Source organism: Chryseobacterium sp. YIM B08800 (genome assembly GCF_026163565.1).
Lineage (GTDB): Bacteria > Bacteroidota > Bacteroidia > Flavobacteriales > Weeksellaceae > Chryseobacterium.
The window spans coordinates 1-15,402 of sequence record NZ_JAPDKN010000080.1 but is presented as its reverse complement, the minus strand read 5'-3'; the positions used below and the strand labels follow the sequence as shown (position 1 = coordinate 15,402).

Annotated in this window: 14 protein-coding genes and 1 pseudogene; 9 read left to right on the top strand and 6 right to left on the bottom strand. The window is 34.0% G+C overall.

Annotated elements, in window-relative coordinates; all coding sequences use genetic code 11:
• Positions 1-189, top strand: a pseudogene (locus tag OEW74_RS18835) (hypothetical protein); the annotation flags it as partial.
• Positions 190-299: 110 nt separating this feature from the next.
• Here OEW74_RS18835 and yidC read toward each other — a convergent pair.
• The 3 genes from yidC to OEW74_RS18820 form a co-directional block, all read right to left on the bottom strand.
• Complete coding sequence (yidC, locus tag OEW74_RS18830; protein WP_265429936.1) at positions 300-2,123, bottom strand: membrane protein insertase YidC; 1,824 nt, start codon at positions 2,121-2,123, stop codon at positions 300-302.
• A gap of 383 nt (positions 2,124-2,506) precedes the next feature.
• Positions 2,507-4,114 carry a CTP synthase gene (locus tag OEW74_RS18825; protein WP_265429935.1) on the bottom strand — a complete coding sequence of 536 codons (1,608 nt, stop codon included), beginning with the start codon at positions 4,112-4,114 and terminating at the stop codon, positions 2,507-2,509.
• Positions 4,115-4,286: 172 nt separating this feature from the next.
• Positions 4,287-4,853, bottom strand: a complete 567-nt coding sequence (locus OEW74_RS18820) for a YceI family protein (protein WP_265429934.1) — start codon at positions 4,851-4,853, stop codon at positions 4,287-4,289.
• A 99-nt stretch (positions 4,854-4,952) separates the two neighbouring features.
• Between OEW74_RS18820 and radA the strand changes: the two genes are divergently transcribed.
• The gene (gene radA / locus OEW74_RS18815; RefSeq protein ID WP_265429933.1) at positions 4,953-6,302 is read left to right on the top strand and encodes a DNA repair protein RadA; all 1,350 of its coding nucleotides are present in this window, start codon (positions 4,953-4,955) and stop codon (positions 6,300-6,302) included.
• Positions 6,303-6,338: 36 nt separating this feature from the next.
• Positions 6,339-6,932 (top strand): ACP phosphodiesterase, encoded by a 594-nt coding sequence (locus OEW74_RS18810; protein WP_265429932.1) that lies wholly within the window; start codon positions 6,339-6,341, stop codon positions 6,930-6,932.
• Positions 6,933-6,935: 3 nt separating this feature from the next.
• Here OEW74_RS18810 and OEW74_RS18805 read toward each other — a convergent pair whose 3' ends face one another.
• The 3 genes from OEW74_RS18805 to OEW74_RS18795 are packed head-to-tail and all read right to left on the bottom strand — an operon-like array spanning position 6,936 to position 7,953.
• Entirely contained in the window at positions 6,936-7,436 is a 501-nt protein-coding gene (locus tag OEW74_RS18805) for a DUF6702 family protein (protein ID WP_265429931.1), read from the bottom strand.
• Positions 7,433-7,735, bottom strand: coding sequence for a hypothetical protein (locus OEW74_RS18800; protein ID WP_265429930.1), 303 nt, complete (start codon positions 7,733-7,735; stop codon positions 7,433-7,435). The genes OEW74_RS18805 and OEW74_RS18800 overlap by 4 nt, the downstream gene beginning before the upstream one ends.
• Positions 7,711-7,953 carry a hypothetical protein gene (locus OEW74_RS18795; protein WP_265429929.1) on the bottom strand — a complete coding sequence of 81 codons (243 nt, stop codon included), beginning with the start codon at positions 7,951-7,953 and terminating at the stop codon, positions 7,711-7,713. Before OEW74_RS18795 ends, OEW74_RS18800 begins: the two co-directional genes overlap by 25 nt.
• Positions 7,954-8,019: 66 nt before the next feature.
• Between OEW74_RS18795 and OEW74_RS18790 the strand changes: the two genes are divergently transcribed.
• The 6 genes from OEW74_RS18790 to OEW74_RS18765 all read left to right on the top strand — a co-directional run bounded on the left by OEW74_RS18790 (position 8,020) and on the right by OEW74_RS18765 (position 15,316).
• Positions 8,020-8,598: a HupE/UreJ family protein gene (locus OEW74_RS18790; protein WP_265429928.1), complete on the top strand. Its 579-nt coding sequence runs from the start codon at positions 8,020-8,022 to the stop codon at positions 8,596-8,598.
• 66 nt (positions 8,599-8,664) lie between these two features.
• Complete coding sequence (locus OEW74_RS18785; protein ID WP_265429927.1) at positions 8,665-11,043, top strand: M1 family metallopeptidase; 2,379 nt, start codon at positions 8,665-8,667, stop codon at positions 11,041-11,043.
• A 61-nt stretch (positions 11,044-11,104) separates the two neighbouring features.
• On the top strand, positions 11,105-11,995 hold the full coding sequence (locus tag OEW74_RS18780) for a hypothetical protein (protein ID WP_265429926.1): 891 nt from the start codon (positions 11,105-11,107) through the stop codon (positions 11,993-11,995).
• Between the two features lie 151 nt (positions 11,996-12,146).
• Positions 12,147-12,425, top strand: coding sequence for a co-chaperone GroES (locus OEW74_RS18775; protein WP_050377279.1), 279 nt, complete (start codon positions 12,147-12,149; stop codon positions 12,423-12,425).
• A gap of 111 nt (positions 12,426-12,536) precedes the next feature.
• Positions 12,537-14,162 carry a chaperonin GroEL gene (gene groL / locus OEW74_RS18770; RefSeq protein WP_265429925.1) on the top strand — a complete coding sequence of 542 codons (1,626 nt, stop codon included), beginning with the start codon at positions 12,537-12,539 and terminating at the stop codon, positions 14,160-14,162.
• A 221-nt stretch (positions 14,163-14,383) separates the two neighbouring features.
• Positions 14,384-15,316, top strand: a complete 933-nt coding sequence (locus OEW74_RS18765) for an STM4504/CBY_0614 family protein (RefSeq protein WP_265429924.1) — start codon at positions 14,384-14,386, stop codon at positions 15,314-15,316.
• Positions 15,317-15,402 lie beyond the last annotated feature (86 nt).

Below are 15,402 nucleotides of genomic sequence, written 5' to 3'. Positions count from 1 at the left end.
TTTTATTATTACTTTTTTAAACAGGCTCTTAATATCAAAGATAAATTAATGATAGAACTCCACGAAGAACATCCAGAGTATGGATGGAATACCAACTTTGGTTACGCCACAAAAAAACATCAGGAAGCCCTGATAAAGCACGGTATCACAAAATACCATCGACAGTCTTTCCGTTTGAAATATGATTAGGGATAAATCATTGTTGAATTATCATTAAAGAAATAAGCACCTTCTTAATTTAAAATATTTCTAAATAAAAAAGAGAAGCAATAAATTGCTTCTCTTTTTGTTATAATAAGTTATTTTTTCTTTCCTTTTGTTTGCTCTTGCGCTTTCTGTGCTTCCTGAGCCTTTTCCATCATTTCTCTCATTCGCTTTTGGAATTTACCTTCAGCTTTTGGCTTTTCTTTATTGGCCTGAATTTGGGCATGAATTTTCTTTTCATCCAGAATTACATATTTAATAACGAGGATAATCAAAATGTTAATCGCGTTCGATACAAAATAATACCAAGATAAACCAGATGCAGAAGTATTCAGGAAGAATAAGAATGTGATCGGGAAAATATACATAATCACTTTCATATTCGGCATTCCTTCCTGTTGTGGTTGCTGCATATTTCCTGAAGTCATTACGGTATAAATTAAAATTACAACCGTACAAGCTAATGCAAAAACACTTAAATGATCTCCCAAGAATGGAATTTTAAATGGTAATTTAATCAAATCATCATACGCTGTAAGATCTTTTGCAAACCAGAACCCTTGTCCTCTCAAGTCGATAAAGTTCGGGAAGAATCTGAATAAGGCATAAAAAATCGGAATCTGTACCAACGCCGGAAGACATCCCGCCATTTGATTTACGCCTGCTTTTCTGTAAATTTCCATTGTTGCCTGTTGCTTTTTCATCGGATCTGCATCCTTGAATTTTGCGTTAGCTTCATCAATTTCAGGACGAATTACTTTCATCATTGCACTCAATTTATGCTGTTTGTACATAATTGGTGACAAGATCAATTTCACAATAATTGTCATTAGGAAAATTACCCAACCTGCAGATATTCCCCATCCAGCGATAATACTATATAACCACATGAAGAAATAACGGTTCATTGCTCCAATGAAAGACCATCCTAATGGAAGAATTTCGTCAAAGTTTTTATCGTAAGATTTTAATAATGGTAAATCCAATGGCATAAAGTACCATGTAAAGTCCTGATTAAATTCGCCCCCGTTCATGGCAACAAAACCTTCGAAGTTCAATTTTTTCAAATATTCGCCTTCTTCGATTGTTTCCTGATTTCCTTTGCTGTGCGTGAAACCTGTTTTAGATTCAATTACAGAAGAGAAAAACTGCTGTTTTACACCAATCCAGTTAAGCGTTTCTTTTTCTTCATCCATTGTTGTTCTGCCGTCATAATCATAATCTTTATAATTATTGAAAGCATAAGAGAATTCAGAGTGAGATTGTTCCTGAGCTCTACCCTTTTCTAAGTTTCTCACTTGGTAATCCCAGATAAAATCTGCTTTGTTATCAGAAGTTACATTCGCCAAACCTTGAGTTCTTACTTTAAAATCTAAAGTATATTGATCTTTAAGTTCTGCTTTAGGATTATTATTTAAAGTATAAATAAACTGAATGGCTGCACCGTTGTAGTTTGCCGTTAAAGTAACAGTATTACCGTTAACAACCGGAGAGAACACCAAATCTTTGGTATTAACAGTTTTTCCAGACTTATCTTTGAACTGAAAACCGTAACTCGAGTTATTTTTTGTAATCAGATTAAGCGGAAGATCAGCTTTATCGGTTTTGTGATCGTAGGCTTTGTATTTTAAAAGCTCAACTTTTGAAACCTGACCTCCCAAACTTGAAAACTCAAGTTTCAGTTCGTTGTTTGCTAAATTGGAAACCTGAATCGCATTCGGGGTTACATTGGGATTGATATCAGCTGCTGGAGTTTGTTTTACCGGAGTTTTTGCCTGTTCTGTTTTCTGTTGTTCAGCTTTCAGTTTTTCTTCTTCAGCGCTATTCCTTTGGAAATAAAACATGAATCCGAAAAGAACCAAACATAAAACCGCAAAACTAATAATCTGACTTTTATCGAGTCCGTTGTTCTGTTGCATTTTATTTTTATTAAAATTTTTAAATATTTTTTTCTTTAATTAACCACAAAAGGCACAAAAGTTTTTTAATAATTCTTCTAAAGCTTCTCAATTCTTTTAAAAGAACATTAAAGTTTTTGAAAATCTTTGATTTTCTTATTTTGAGAACTTTTATTTACTAAAAAGTGAAATACTCCAAGTTTTTTTAGACTAAAAGCTTTTGTTTCTTTTGTTGTTCAAATTTTTCATTTAAAATGTATATCAAAATGTTATACATTTTAGAGTCGACAAAAATACTGTTTTTTTATCAAAACTCTATACTATAATGTGTTACTATATAATAAACTCAGGCTGAGAATAATCAGTCTGAGTTTATATATGACGTTTGTAATTTTAAAATTACTTTATTTAGCTGAACACGCTTTAATGAAAGCTCTGAATAAAGGATGCGGCGTTGCAACCGTACTCTTATATTCCGGGTGATACTGTACCCCAACATAGAATGGATGATTCGGCATTTCTAATGCTTCTACCAAACCTGTTTCTGGGTTTGTACCTGTTGCTAGGAAGCCGTTTTTCTCAAATTCACCGATATAATCACTGTTGAATTCATAACGGTGGCGGTGTCTTTCAGAAATATTTTTCGCTCCGTAAATTTCGTTTAATTTTGAACCATTTTTCAAAGAACATTTCCAAGCTCCAAGGCGCATTGTACCTCCTTTATCAACTACATTTTTCTGCTCTTCCATTAAAGAAATTACAGGATGTTCTGTAGAAGTATCAAACTCCATTGAGTTAGCTTTAGAATATCCTAAAACATTTCTTGCAAACTCCACAGTCATGATCTGCATTCCTAAACAGATTCCCAACATAGGAACTTTATTTTCTCTTGCATATTGAGCGGTAAGAACTTTTCCTTCAATTCCTCTGTCGCCAAAACCTGGAGCAACCAAAATACCAGAAACTCCATCTAAGGTTTCCTTAATATTTTCTTTCGTTAAATCACCACTGTAAACCCATCTTACTTTTACTTCGGTTTCCAAATCTGCACCTGCATGTTTGAAAGCTTCAGCAATAGAAATATAAGAATCCTGAAGAGAAACATATTTTCCTACCAAAGCAATTTCTACAGTCTTCTTAGGATTTTTAAATTTCTTCAAGAAAGTTTCCCAGTCTTTCAGATCTGCTTTTTTATCGCTTTTTAGATCTAATTCTTTAAGAACTACATCATCAAAGTTTTGTTTTTGAAGGTACATTGGAACTTCATAAATCGTTTCCAAATCTTTACATTCAATTACGTTATCTAAAGAAACGTTACAGAACTGAGCCAATTTTGCTCTCTGATCTTTAGGAATTTTATGCTCTGTACGGCAAACCAAAACATCGGCCATAATTCCGCTTTCCATCAATTGACGAACAGAATGCTGAGAAGGTTTTGTTTTTAATTCTCCACTTGAAGCCAAATATGGCAGTAAAGTTAAGTGAATCACCATAGAATTTTTCTCACCCAATTCCCACTTCAACTGACGTACAGTTTCAATGTAAGGCAAAGATTCTATATCTCCCACAGTTCCACCGATTTCAGTAATAATGATATCGTAGTTCTGCTTAGAAAGAATTTTAATTCTACGTTTAATTTCGTTTGTAATGTGAGGAATTACCTGAACAGTTTTTCCAAGAAAGTCTCCTTTTCTTTCTTTTTCGATAACCGTTTGGTAGATTTTCCCTGTTGTAACGTTGTTGTTTTGAGAAGTAGGCGCATCAAGATAACGCTCATAGTGTCCTAAATCCAGATCCGTCTCCGCACCATCTTCGGTTACATAGCATTCTCCGTGTTCATAAGGGTTTAATGTTCCTGGGTCGATATTAATATAAGGATCCAGTTTTTGAATCGTTACATTAAAGCCGCGTGATTTTAGTAGAAGTCCCAGAGAAGCAGAAACGATTCCCTTTCCCAAAGATGAAGTTACACCTCCTGTCACAAAGATGTACTTTGTATTCTTTTTACTCATTAGATTAGGTTTGTGCAAAGTTAGGACAAAAAGAAACGCAAAGCAATTTTGTTGCACTTTTAAATTCTGATTTAAGTTTATTTTAATTGTAATGTGCAGTATTAAAAAGAAAAGGTTTCCCAAAAAAACTTTGAGAAACCTTTCGCCTAAACCAAATTATATATAGAAATTATTATTTCTTTAATTCTAAAAATAAACTCACCTCAACATCTTTTGCAATACCTGCTCCTGTGGGATCATATTTAATATTATAATCTAAACGATTTACTGTAAATTTTGCCTGCAACCCTACAATCTCTTTACCTTGCTGGTTTTTAGCAATACCACCAAAAGTTAAAGGAATACTGATCTCTTTTGTAACATCTTTGATTGTTAATTTACCTTTAAGTGTGTAGTTTTTATCTTTTCCTTGTAATACAGTTGCCCCTTGAAACTTCATTTCCGGAAATTTTTCTGCGTCAAAAAAATCTGCACTCTTCAGATGTTTATCTCTAGCTTCAACCCCCGTATTGATTGTTTCCGGAAAAACAGTAAAATCAAATCTGGCATTATCCAAATTAGCACCAGGAGCATCTATCTCACCTTGAAACTTATCAAATCTTCCCTGCACAAAACTGATTCCCATGTGTTTAATATTGAAATTAATTGATGAGTGTGCAGGATCAACTTTCCAGGCAGTTTGTGCAAAAGTAAATGCGCTTACCAAAGCAAAAGCAAAGCTTAATAGTATTTTTTTCATTTTTTAAAATTTATAATGACAAATATAGAGAGTATATTTATAATGAATGTTGATCTATGATAAGATAAAAATTTAAAGCATATTTCATAATTTTACGGCATGGCAAAACTTAAAACAGCATATTTCTGTCAAAACTGCGGATCTCAATACCCTCAATGGACCGGGCAATGTAAAAACTGTCTGGAATGGAATACTTTGGTAGAAGAAATTGTAGAAAAAACATCTTCAAAAACCCCACCTTTTTCAAAATCAAAACAACATGTCATCAACATCATTGAAGTTGAGGCTGTTGAAGAACCGAGAATAAAAACACCTTCTGATGAATTGAATCGTGTTTTGGGAGGCGGAATTGTCTTGGGATCTGTTACTTTAATCGGTGGTGAACCCGGAATCGGTAAATCGACCCTGCTTCTTCAACTTGCTTTAAAAATGAAGAAGAAAATTTTCTATGTTTCCGGGGAAGAAAGTGCATCTCAAATTAAAATGAGAGCCGATCGTTTAGCCGAAGTCAAAAACCCGAACTGCTTTTTGTATACCGAAACGTCTTTAGAAAAAATTCTTCATGAAGCTAAAAAATTAGAGCCGGATTTCGTGATTATCGATTCTATTCAAACACTTCAATCTCAATTGATAGAAAGTTCACCCGGAACCGTTTCTCAGATTAGAGAATGCTCCAATGAGATTATTAAATATGCCAAAGAAAATAATGTTCCCGTATTTTTAGTGGGTCATATCACAAAAGACGGACAAATTGCAGGACCAAAAGTCTTAGAACACATGGTGGATGTCGTTTTGAATTTCGACGGCGACAGAAATCATCTTTTCAGATTATTAAGAGCCAATAAAAACCGTTTTGGTTCAACAGCAGAGATCGGAATCTACGAAATGGTTTCCCAAGGTTTAAAAGAAATAAAAAACCCTTCCGAAATTTTAATTACAAAGAAATTTGAAGAGCTTTCCGGAAATTCTGTTGCTGTAACTTTAGAAGGAAATCGACCAATGCTTTTGGAAATTCAGGCTTTGGTAAGTACTGCAGTTTATGGAACTCCGCAAAGAAGCTGCACCGGTTTTGATTCTAAAAGATTAAATATGCTTTTGGCTGTTCTTGAAAAAAGAGCAGGTTTTCAGTTGGGTGCAAAAGATGTTTTCTTAAATATTACAGGCGGAATAAAAACCGACGATCCTGCTTTAGATTTGGCTGTTGTTGCATCGATTCTTTCCTCGAATGAAGATATTGCTATTTCTGAACATTTTTGTTTTGCAGGCGAAATTGGTTTGAGTGGAGAAATACGCCCTATTGCACAAGTCGAACAAAGAATTACCGAGGCTGAAAAACTGGGTTATGAGAAGATTTTTGTCTCTAATTTAAATAAAATTCCGAAGAGAAAATTTGGGATCAAGATCGAAGAAGTGAGTAAAGTTGAGGATTTTCATGAGCGATTATTTTAATGACAAAAGTTTGCTTAAAAATTTCTATATTCGTTTATGAACTTTCTCGCCCACTCTTTTCTTACTTTCAATGACGGACAAATTGTCGGGCAGTTTCTCGAAGATTTTATTAGAAACAAAGACCGTTATTCTTTCCCGAAAGACATTCAGGATGGCATTACTCTTCATCGTGCAATTGACACGTTTACCGATTCTCATCCTGCAATACATGAAGCAAAAAAAGTATTCAGTCCGCTTGTAAGGCTTTATGCAGGAGCTTTTGTAGATGTTTCAATGGATTATTTTCTGGCTACCGACTTCAGTATCAACTCTTTAAAAGGCTGGAAAGAACATTCGCTGAAAGTTTATAGAGTTCTTAATGAAAATGAGCAGTTTCTTTCAGAAAATTTCAAAAGAATGCTCGCAAAAATGGAACACGATGACTGGTTATTCAACTATCGGGAAGATTGGGGCATTAAATTCAGTATTCAGAATGTTTTGAATAAAGCTAAATATTTAGATAAAGACATTCCGGTTTTTCAGGCTTTTTTAGATAATAAAAAAGTCTTGCAGAAATGCTATGACGATTTTTTTCCAGATCTTTTAGCTCATGCAAAAGCAGAAAATGCATTGTTGCAACTTCAAAAATAAATTTTAAAACTGTTGAAATAAATATCGATTCGGATATGTCAACTTTTCACTTTTGCGGTTACCATTGACGATGATATGAACCAAATTAATCTGGTCATCAAATAAATTGTAAAGAAAACTTACCGCAGCTTCTATTTTTTTAGGGTTTTCCACTTTTTCAGATTCCAAGTAAATATTCACAGATTCGCTGTCTTCTTCATAGCCGATGTAATTGATTTTTAAAAACTCATTATCTGTTTTGAGTTTAAAATATTCTGAACTATAGTTTTTTAAAGCTTCATTGATTTGGGCTTTATATTTTACATCATTAAAATGAAAAGGTTTGCCATATTTTTTGTTAAGACCATTTTCTAAATCATCTAAGAAAAACCTTCCGGTAACCTCAAAAGTTTTTGATTTTGAATTGTAGTTGATTTCTACCGAACCAACGTGATAAGGATGTTTTACTTTAGTGAAAGAAAATAGAATAAAAAGAATAGTGAAAAAGAAAAATGCTTTTTTCATTTTAATAAATCTAGAATTTTTTGTGGATTTTGTCTCATATCGAAGAATAGTAAAATAACAACTTTAGTTTCATTTTCTTTTCGGAAAAACATTCTTACATGCTTTTTGCCAATCAGAACACTTCTTGTATTTCGGGTTGATTTTTGAAATTGCAGATATTTTCCATCCTCCAAATCATTTGTAAGCTTTTTTACATCTTCAAGAAAGATTACTATTTCACGATTTGTCCATAGCTTTCTTAGGAATTGAATGTTTTCAGATAAAGTTTTTCTTGCTATTTCTGAGAATTCAACTTGCATATTTCCTCATCAATTAATTTAAAGAAATCTTTTTTTGAAATTAAATCTTCTTCTTTTAAAGATTCGCCATATTTTTCAATTTCTTCGAAAACATGGGCAGGAACACCTTCAATTATTTCATATTTGTTTTCAATGATTTTTACACCTTTCAGACTCTCCAAAAGTTTCTTTATAAAAGGATAATCTTCTTTATTTTCTATTTCTATTGTAAGGTTCATCACTTCAATTTTATACAAAGTTAAAATAAATTTTGTATCATCGCATTTCAAAAAAAATATCGGAAAATGCAGGACTTTTTATTTTATTTAAAACTCGGTTGGGAACATATTATTTCATTAGATGCGCTTGATCATCAGCTTTTTGTTTTAGCATTAATCGCAGTTTATTCCGCCAAAGACTGGAAAAAAATTCTGATTCTGGTAACTGCATTTACCATCGGACATTCTATAACATTGGCTTTAAGCATTCTTGATGTGGTAAGACTGCCTTCAGATTGGGTTGAATTTTTGATTCCGTTGACGATTGTTTTAACAGCTGCCGGAAATATTGTAATGAAAAATAAAAAGCAGACTCAGAATAAAACAAATTATTATTTAGCCTTATTTTTCGGGCTCATTCACGGGTTAGGATTTGCCAATACTGCAAGAGTAATGATTGCCAAAAGCCAGAGCATTGCCATCCCGCTTTTAGGTTTTAATATTGGTCTGGAAGTTGGGCAAATCGTTATTGTGATTGCAATATTGGTCTTGTTATTTATTTTATTAAACCTTTTTAAAGTCAACAAAAAAGACTGGATACTTTTTATATCATCGGGAGTTTTTGCATTGTCTTTAAAAATGACTTTAGAGAGAATTCCTTTTTAAATTTGCAACATTTCTAAATTTTCAGCTACTTATTATTATATTTGATAATTCTTAAATCCATTATCCATGCAACTAAAAGTAACAGCACTTTCTGTATTTCTATATTTAGGTGTTTCAGCTCAAAATATTCAAAACAATCCGGGAAGCAATCACGGAAACAGATTTGAACAATTAGGAACCATTCTTCCTACACCAAATGTTTATAGAACAGCTTCCGGAGCTCCCGGGCAGGCTTATTGGCAAAACAGGGCAGATTACGACATCACCGCATATCTTGATGAAGATAAAAGAAATCTGAAAGGTTCAGAAACGGTTACTTATCATAATAATTCGCCCGACGATTTAGATTACATTTGGCTTCAATTGGATGAAAACCAGCAATCAACATTAAATAAAGCAGATTATCAGTTCTCTTCTACTCTTCCAAAATCTTTGAATGATCAGCAATTAAAGACTTCTGAGCTTCCGGTAAAAGATAATGGTTACGGTGTAAATCTGGAAAAAGTAACCGATGCTTCAGGAAATCCTTTGAAATATACCGTCAACAAAACGATGATGCGTATTGATCTGCCTAAAGTTTTGAAAAAAGGTGAAAAATTCATTTTTAAAGTTGATTGGAATTACAATATTCCGAACAGAATAAAAATGGGCGGTCGTGGCGGTTACGAAAATTTCGCAGAAGATGGAAATGATCTGTACACCATCACGCAATGGTTTCCAAGAATGTGTGTGTACAGCGATTTTCACGGATGGCAGAATCATCAGTTCACAGGAAGAGGTGAATTTGCTTTAGTTTTTGGAAATTATAAAGTTTCGATGAACGTTCCTGCCGATCACATTATTGGCGGAACCGGAGAATGTAAAAATTACGAACAAGTTTTATCATCAGAACAATTATCAAGATATAAAAAGTCTCAAACTTCAGCTGAGCCAGTAGAAATTGTGACTTTGGACGAAGCTAAAAAAGCAGAAAAAAATCATTCAAAACAAAGAAAAACATGGGTTTTTGAAGCAAAAGACGTAAGAGATTTTGCCTGGACCTCTTCAAGAAAATTTGTTTGGGATGCAATGGGCGTTACCATTCCTGAAAACAACAACAAAGTAATGGCGATGAGTTTCTACCCAAAAGAAGCTTATGGTCTTTATAGAAAATATTCCACAAAAGCCGTTGCTCATACCATTAAAACGTATTCAGAATTTACAATTCCATATCCTTATCCTGTAGCGCAGTCTGTAGAAGCTTCAAATGGAATGGAATATCCGATGATCTGTTTCAACTTTGGAAGAACAGAAAAAGACGGAACTTATTCTGAAGGTACTAAAAACGGAATGATTGGCGTAATTATTCATGAAGTTGGACACAACTTTTTCCCGATGATTATCAATTCAGACGAAAGACAATGGAGCTGGATGGATGAAGGCTTAAATACCTTTACAGAATATTTAACTGAAGAAAAATGGGATAATAAATTCCCTTCAAAACGTGGTCCGGCTTGGACGATTGTTGATTACATGAAGCTTCCGAAAGATCAGTTGGAGCCAATTATGAGTAATTCTGAAAACATTATTCAGTTTGGACCCAATGCGTATTCAAAACCTGCAACAGGATTAAATATCCTTCGTGAAACCATTATGGGAAGAGAGCTTTTTGACAAAGCTTTTAAAACCTATTCTAAAAGATGGGCGTTCAAACATCCTGAACCTGCAGATTTTTTCAGAACCATGGAAGATGCAAGTGGTGAAGATCTTGATTGGTTTTGGAGAGGTTGGTTTTACGGAACAGATCCTGTAGATATTGCGATTGATAAAGTAACCATCGCAAGTCCGGATTTCAGCAATGTAAAAGAAGCTAACGAAACTAAGTACAAAGTAGAAGAACCTCTGCAAAATTCTTTTGAAGACATTTCAAAAATCAGAAATAAAGAAGATAAAACTATCAATTTTGCAGTAGAAAAAGATAAAGATTTGCAGGATTTTTATTACCGTTATGATCGTGGTCAGGAAAAAGTAGATACCAATAAAGAATACACTTTAAAAACAGAAGGAAATATAGCTTTAGACAAAAAAGAACAAGAAAAGCTTAAAAACATCAATGCTTATCAAATTGATTTTGTAAACAAAGGAGGTTTGGTAATGCCTGTTATTCTTGAGTTTACCTTTGAAGACGGTTCAAAATTAAGAGATCGATCTTCAGCTCAAATCTGGAGACACAATGAGAAGAAAGTTTCGAAGACGTTTTATTTTGATAAAAAAATAAAATCAATTCAGCTGGATCCAATGAGAGAAACGGCAGACATTGATACTTCAAACAATTTCTGGAGCAATGACGGAAGCTCTTCTGAGACTTCAAAATTCCATGTTTTCAAAGAAAAACAAAACGCAACCGTGAGAGGAGGTGCCAATGGAAAGGTCAACCCAATGCAGGCTGCAGGAAAGAAAAATTAAACCTTACTATTTTTCTAAGATTTGGATTTCAGTATTTAAAAATAAAAACTAGTCATTTTATATGAAAAAACTCAGTATTCTTCTGTTGCTTATCGCATCAGCACAATTTTATTTTGCGCAATCTTTACAGTTTTATACTGGAAAAAGAGATTTTTTGCCCATAGAAATTCTTATGGAAGACGGGTCAACAAAAATCGGATTTGCACAAGATTTTATGCTTCCTGATGTTGCTACTTTCTCATATATTGGTAAAAGCTCGGAAAAAAGTGCCAATTTACATAGAAAAGAGGTAAAATTTAAATCTTCAAAAAATGATACAGCCGTACAGCTCATTCCTGTTTCGGATATTAAAAGTTTGATTTATACCAATGAAGATACTCAGGAAAAATTTCAGCTCGACAAACGAATTGTTAAAGAAATAGATAACAATCTAGAACTAGAATCTGAAGGAAGAGTTTTGATGTTACCTTTGATGGAAAAAGGAGAAATTAATCTTTACGGCTACAGAAGTATGGTTTGTAAAGCTGATTTTGGAAGCAATAACGCAGCTGGATTTAATGGGAACGAAGACAACTGCCAATTGATGTATGTGATGATTTACATAAGCAAACCCAACGAAACTGTTGCAGTAGCACCAGTAGATTACAGCTCTTTGAGTCCTTTGGATTTGTTTAATATGAAGAAACTTTACAAAAAGTTCTATAAAGCCTACGAAATTGTGGGGGCAGACTGCCCCGAGTTTCTGAAAAAAGTAGATGAAGCCAGAAAGAATGAATATTTCTCTAATAAAACTTTTAAAGAAAACAAAAAAGAATCTGACATTGAAAGAAAAGCTCTGATAAAAGGGAAAAAAGGAGCAGAAGCCTCAAGAATAAATATGAAATATAAAACAGAATTGTACACAAATATGTACAAGAAGCTGTTACAAGATTATGATCAATCGTGTAAATAAAGACTTACTAAAGTTCATTGTAACCAATGAACTTTTTTTCTGCCAAAATTTCACATTAACATTTCAAAAGTCTGCCAAAATTTTAAAAACCTCTTCTTGGCATACAATTAGAGACTTCCAACACAGAAATAATTAAAAAATAAAATATATTATGTCAGTAAACTTTAAACCATTAGCAGACAGAGTTTTGATCGAGCCGATCGCTGCAGAAACTAAAACAGCTTCAGGTATTATTATTCCAGACACTGCAAAAGAGAAACCTCAAGAAGGTACTGTAGTAGCAGTAGGTCCTGGTAAAAAAGATGAGCCTACAACTGTACAGGTAGGTGACAAAGTTCTTTACGGAAAATATTCAGGTTCTGAATTAAAATTAGACGGTAAAGATTTCTTAATCGTTAAGGAAGGAGATCTTTTAGGAATTATTGGATAAGATTCCAGATACAAGACATCAGATTTCAGACTTAAAACTGAATACAAAATAAATTTTCAAATAATGCTTGGCGTCTAACATCTGACGTCTAACATCTAACATCTAAATAAAATGGCAAAAGAAATAAAATTCGATATCGAGTCAAGAGACGCTCTAAAAAGAGGGGTTGATGCATTGGCTAATGCAGTAAAAGTAACTTTAGGACCAAAAGGTAGAAACGTAGTGATCGAAAAATCTTTCGGTGCACCTCACGTTACTAAAGACGGTGTTTCTGTAGCAAAAGAAATCGAACTTGAAGACAGAGTAGAAAATATGGGAGCGCAAATGGTAAAAGAAGTGGCTTCCAAAACCAATGATATTGCAGGAGACGGTACTACTACCGCTACTGTTTTGGCACAGGCTATCGTAAGAGAAGGTCTTAAAAACGTAGCTGCAGGTGCAAACCCAATGGATCTAAAAAGAGGAATCGACAAAGCAGTAACTGCAGTTGTTGAAAACTTAAAAACTCAATCTCAGGCTGTTGGAGATTCTACAGATAAAGTGAAGCAAGTTGCTTCTGTTTCTGCCAACAACGACGAAACTATTGGTGCATTGATCGCTGAAGCTTTCGGAAAAGTTGGTAAAGAAGGAGTGATCACAGTAGAAGAAGCTAAAGGTATCGATACAACGGTTGACGTTGTAGAAGGGATGCAGTTCGACAGAGGTTACCAGTCGCCATATTTCGTGACAAACCCTGAGAAAATGTTAGCTGAACTTGAAAATCCATACATCCTTTTAGTGGAGAAAAAAATCTCTTCAATGAAAGAATTGCTTCCGGTTCTTGAGCCAATCGCTCAAGGTGGTAAATCTTTATTAATTGTTTCTGAAGAAGTTGAAGGTGAAGCTTTGGCAACTTTAGTGGTAAACAAATTGAGAGGTTCTCTTAAAATTGCTGCTGTAAAAGCTCCAGGATTTGGTGACAGAAGAAAAGCAATGCTAGAAGATATCGCAATCCTTACTGGTGGAACAGTAATCTCTGAAGAGCAAGGTTTCACAATGGAAAACATTACCATTGATATGTTGGGAACTGCTGAAAAAGTAACCATCGACAAAGACAACACAACAGTTGTAAACGGTGGTGGTGAAGAAAGCAAAATCAAAGGAAGAGTTGCTCAGATCAAAGCTCAGATGGAAACGACTACTTCTGACTACGACAGAGAAAAACTACAGGAGAGACTGGCTAAATTAGCTGGTGGTGTTGCCGTACTTTACGTAGGTGCAGCTTCTGAAGTTGAAATGAAAGAGAAAAAAGACAGAGTTGATGATGCACTTCACGCTACAAGAGCAGCAGTTGAAGAAGGTATCGTTGCAGGTGGTGGTGTTGCTTTGGTAAGAGCGATCACAGCTTTAGAAAACCTTACAGGAATTAATTCTGACGAAACTACAGGTATTAAAATCGTAAAAAGAGCGATCGAAGAGCCATTGAGACAAATCGTTGCTAACGCAGGAGGTGAAGGTTCTGTAATCGTTGCTAAAGTTGCTGAAGGAACTGGAGATTTCGGTTACAACGCTAAAACTGACGAGTATGTAAACATGCTTGAAGCAGGGATCATCGACCCTACGAAAGTAACAAGAGTTGCCCTTGAAAATGCAGCTTCTGTTTCTGGAATGCTATTGACAACTGAATGTGTAATCACTGAAGTGAAAAAAGATGAACCAGCTATGCCAATGGGTGGTGGAATGCCGGGAATGATGTAGTAGCATGACGCTAAAACAATATAAATTAAAACCGTTCTATTTTTATAGGGCGGTTTTTTGTTTAAATTATGGTTTTCCATAAGGAAATAGTATATTTATATTTTAAATTTAATGATTGACAAATAGATAGCTAAAATCAAAATAGCATTGCGCAATATCTGTTGTCATTATCAAGACAATGCGTAAACTACATAGTTAGACACAATATTAACATTAATTTTATGGCAATATTTGACCTTTTTTCAAAAAGACAAAAACGATTAAGAGGAGAGATACCCGATATATATACTTATGACAATATACCTCAAAATTTAAGAGTACAGATTGTCCACATAATTCGAGATTGTATAGGACAACGTAAAGAATATCATGATGACCAAGCCGGACAAGCTTATGAATTTATTTACAATACTCTCTGTAGAGAATATGGTCTGTTTCAGCTCATAGAGGATAGTTATAGAGAAACTCCCTTTGAACAAGTTTTAAATTTCTTACTACAAACAAATAACACCGAGGAAGTTTTAGATGTTATAGAGCTAACTTTTAAATACATTGATAAAATAATAAAACCAAACTATCAAAAATATAGCTACAACACCAATTATAAAATTAAACCTGATGATGCCATTTCTGAACTTAATGAACGATTTAAAGAGAATGGAATCGGTTATTCTTTTACTGCAAGTGAAATTATTCGAATTGACTCAACTTATATTCATGCTGAAGTAGCCAAACCTACAATTTCTCTTCTTGCAAGCAGAAAATTTTCAGGTGCAAATGAAGAATATTTAAAAGCTCATGAACATTACCGACACGGCAGAAACAAAGAGTGTTTAACAGAATGTCTAAAAGCATTTGAAAGTACAATGAAAATAATTTGTAAGGAAAAAGGTTGGACATTTAATCAAACTGATACTGCAAAGAAATTAATACAAGTTTGCTTTCAAAATGGATTAGTTCCAACATTTACTCAAAATCAATTTACTTCTTTGCAAAACCTTCTTGAAAGTGGAATTCCGACAATAAGAAATAAACTTGGTGGACACGGGCAAGGGCAAACGCCACAAATTGTAGATGATGAAATGACAAGATATGGATTGAATTTAACAGGAACTAACATAATATTTTTAGTCGAACAAAGTCAACTTAAATAGGCTAATGTGCATGATATGCATGCACACTATTGCACCCGCTTCGCATTCTATGACAAAAAGCAAATAAAAACCGTTAAAATTTAAGA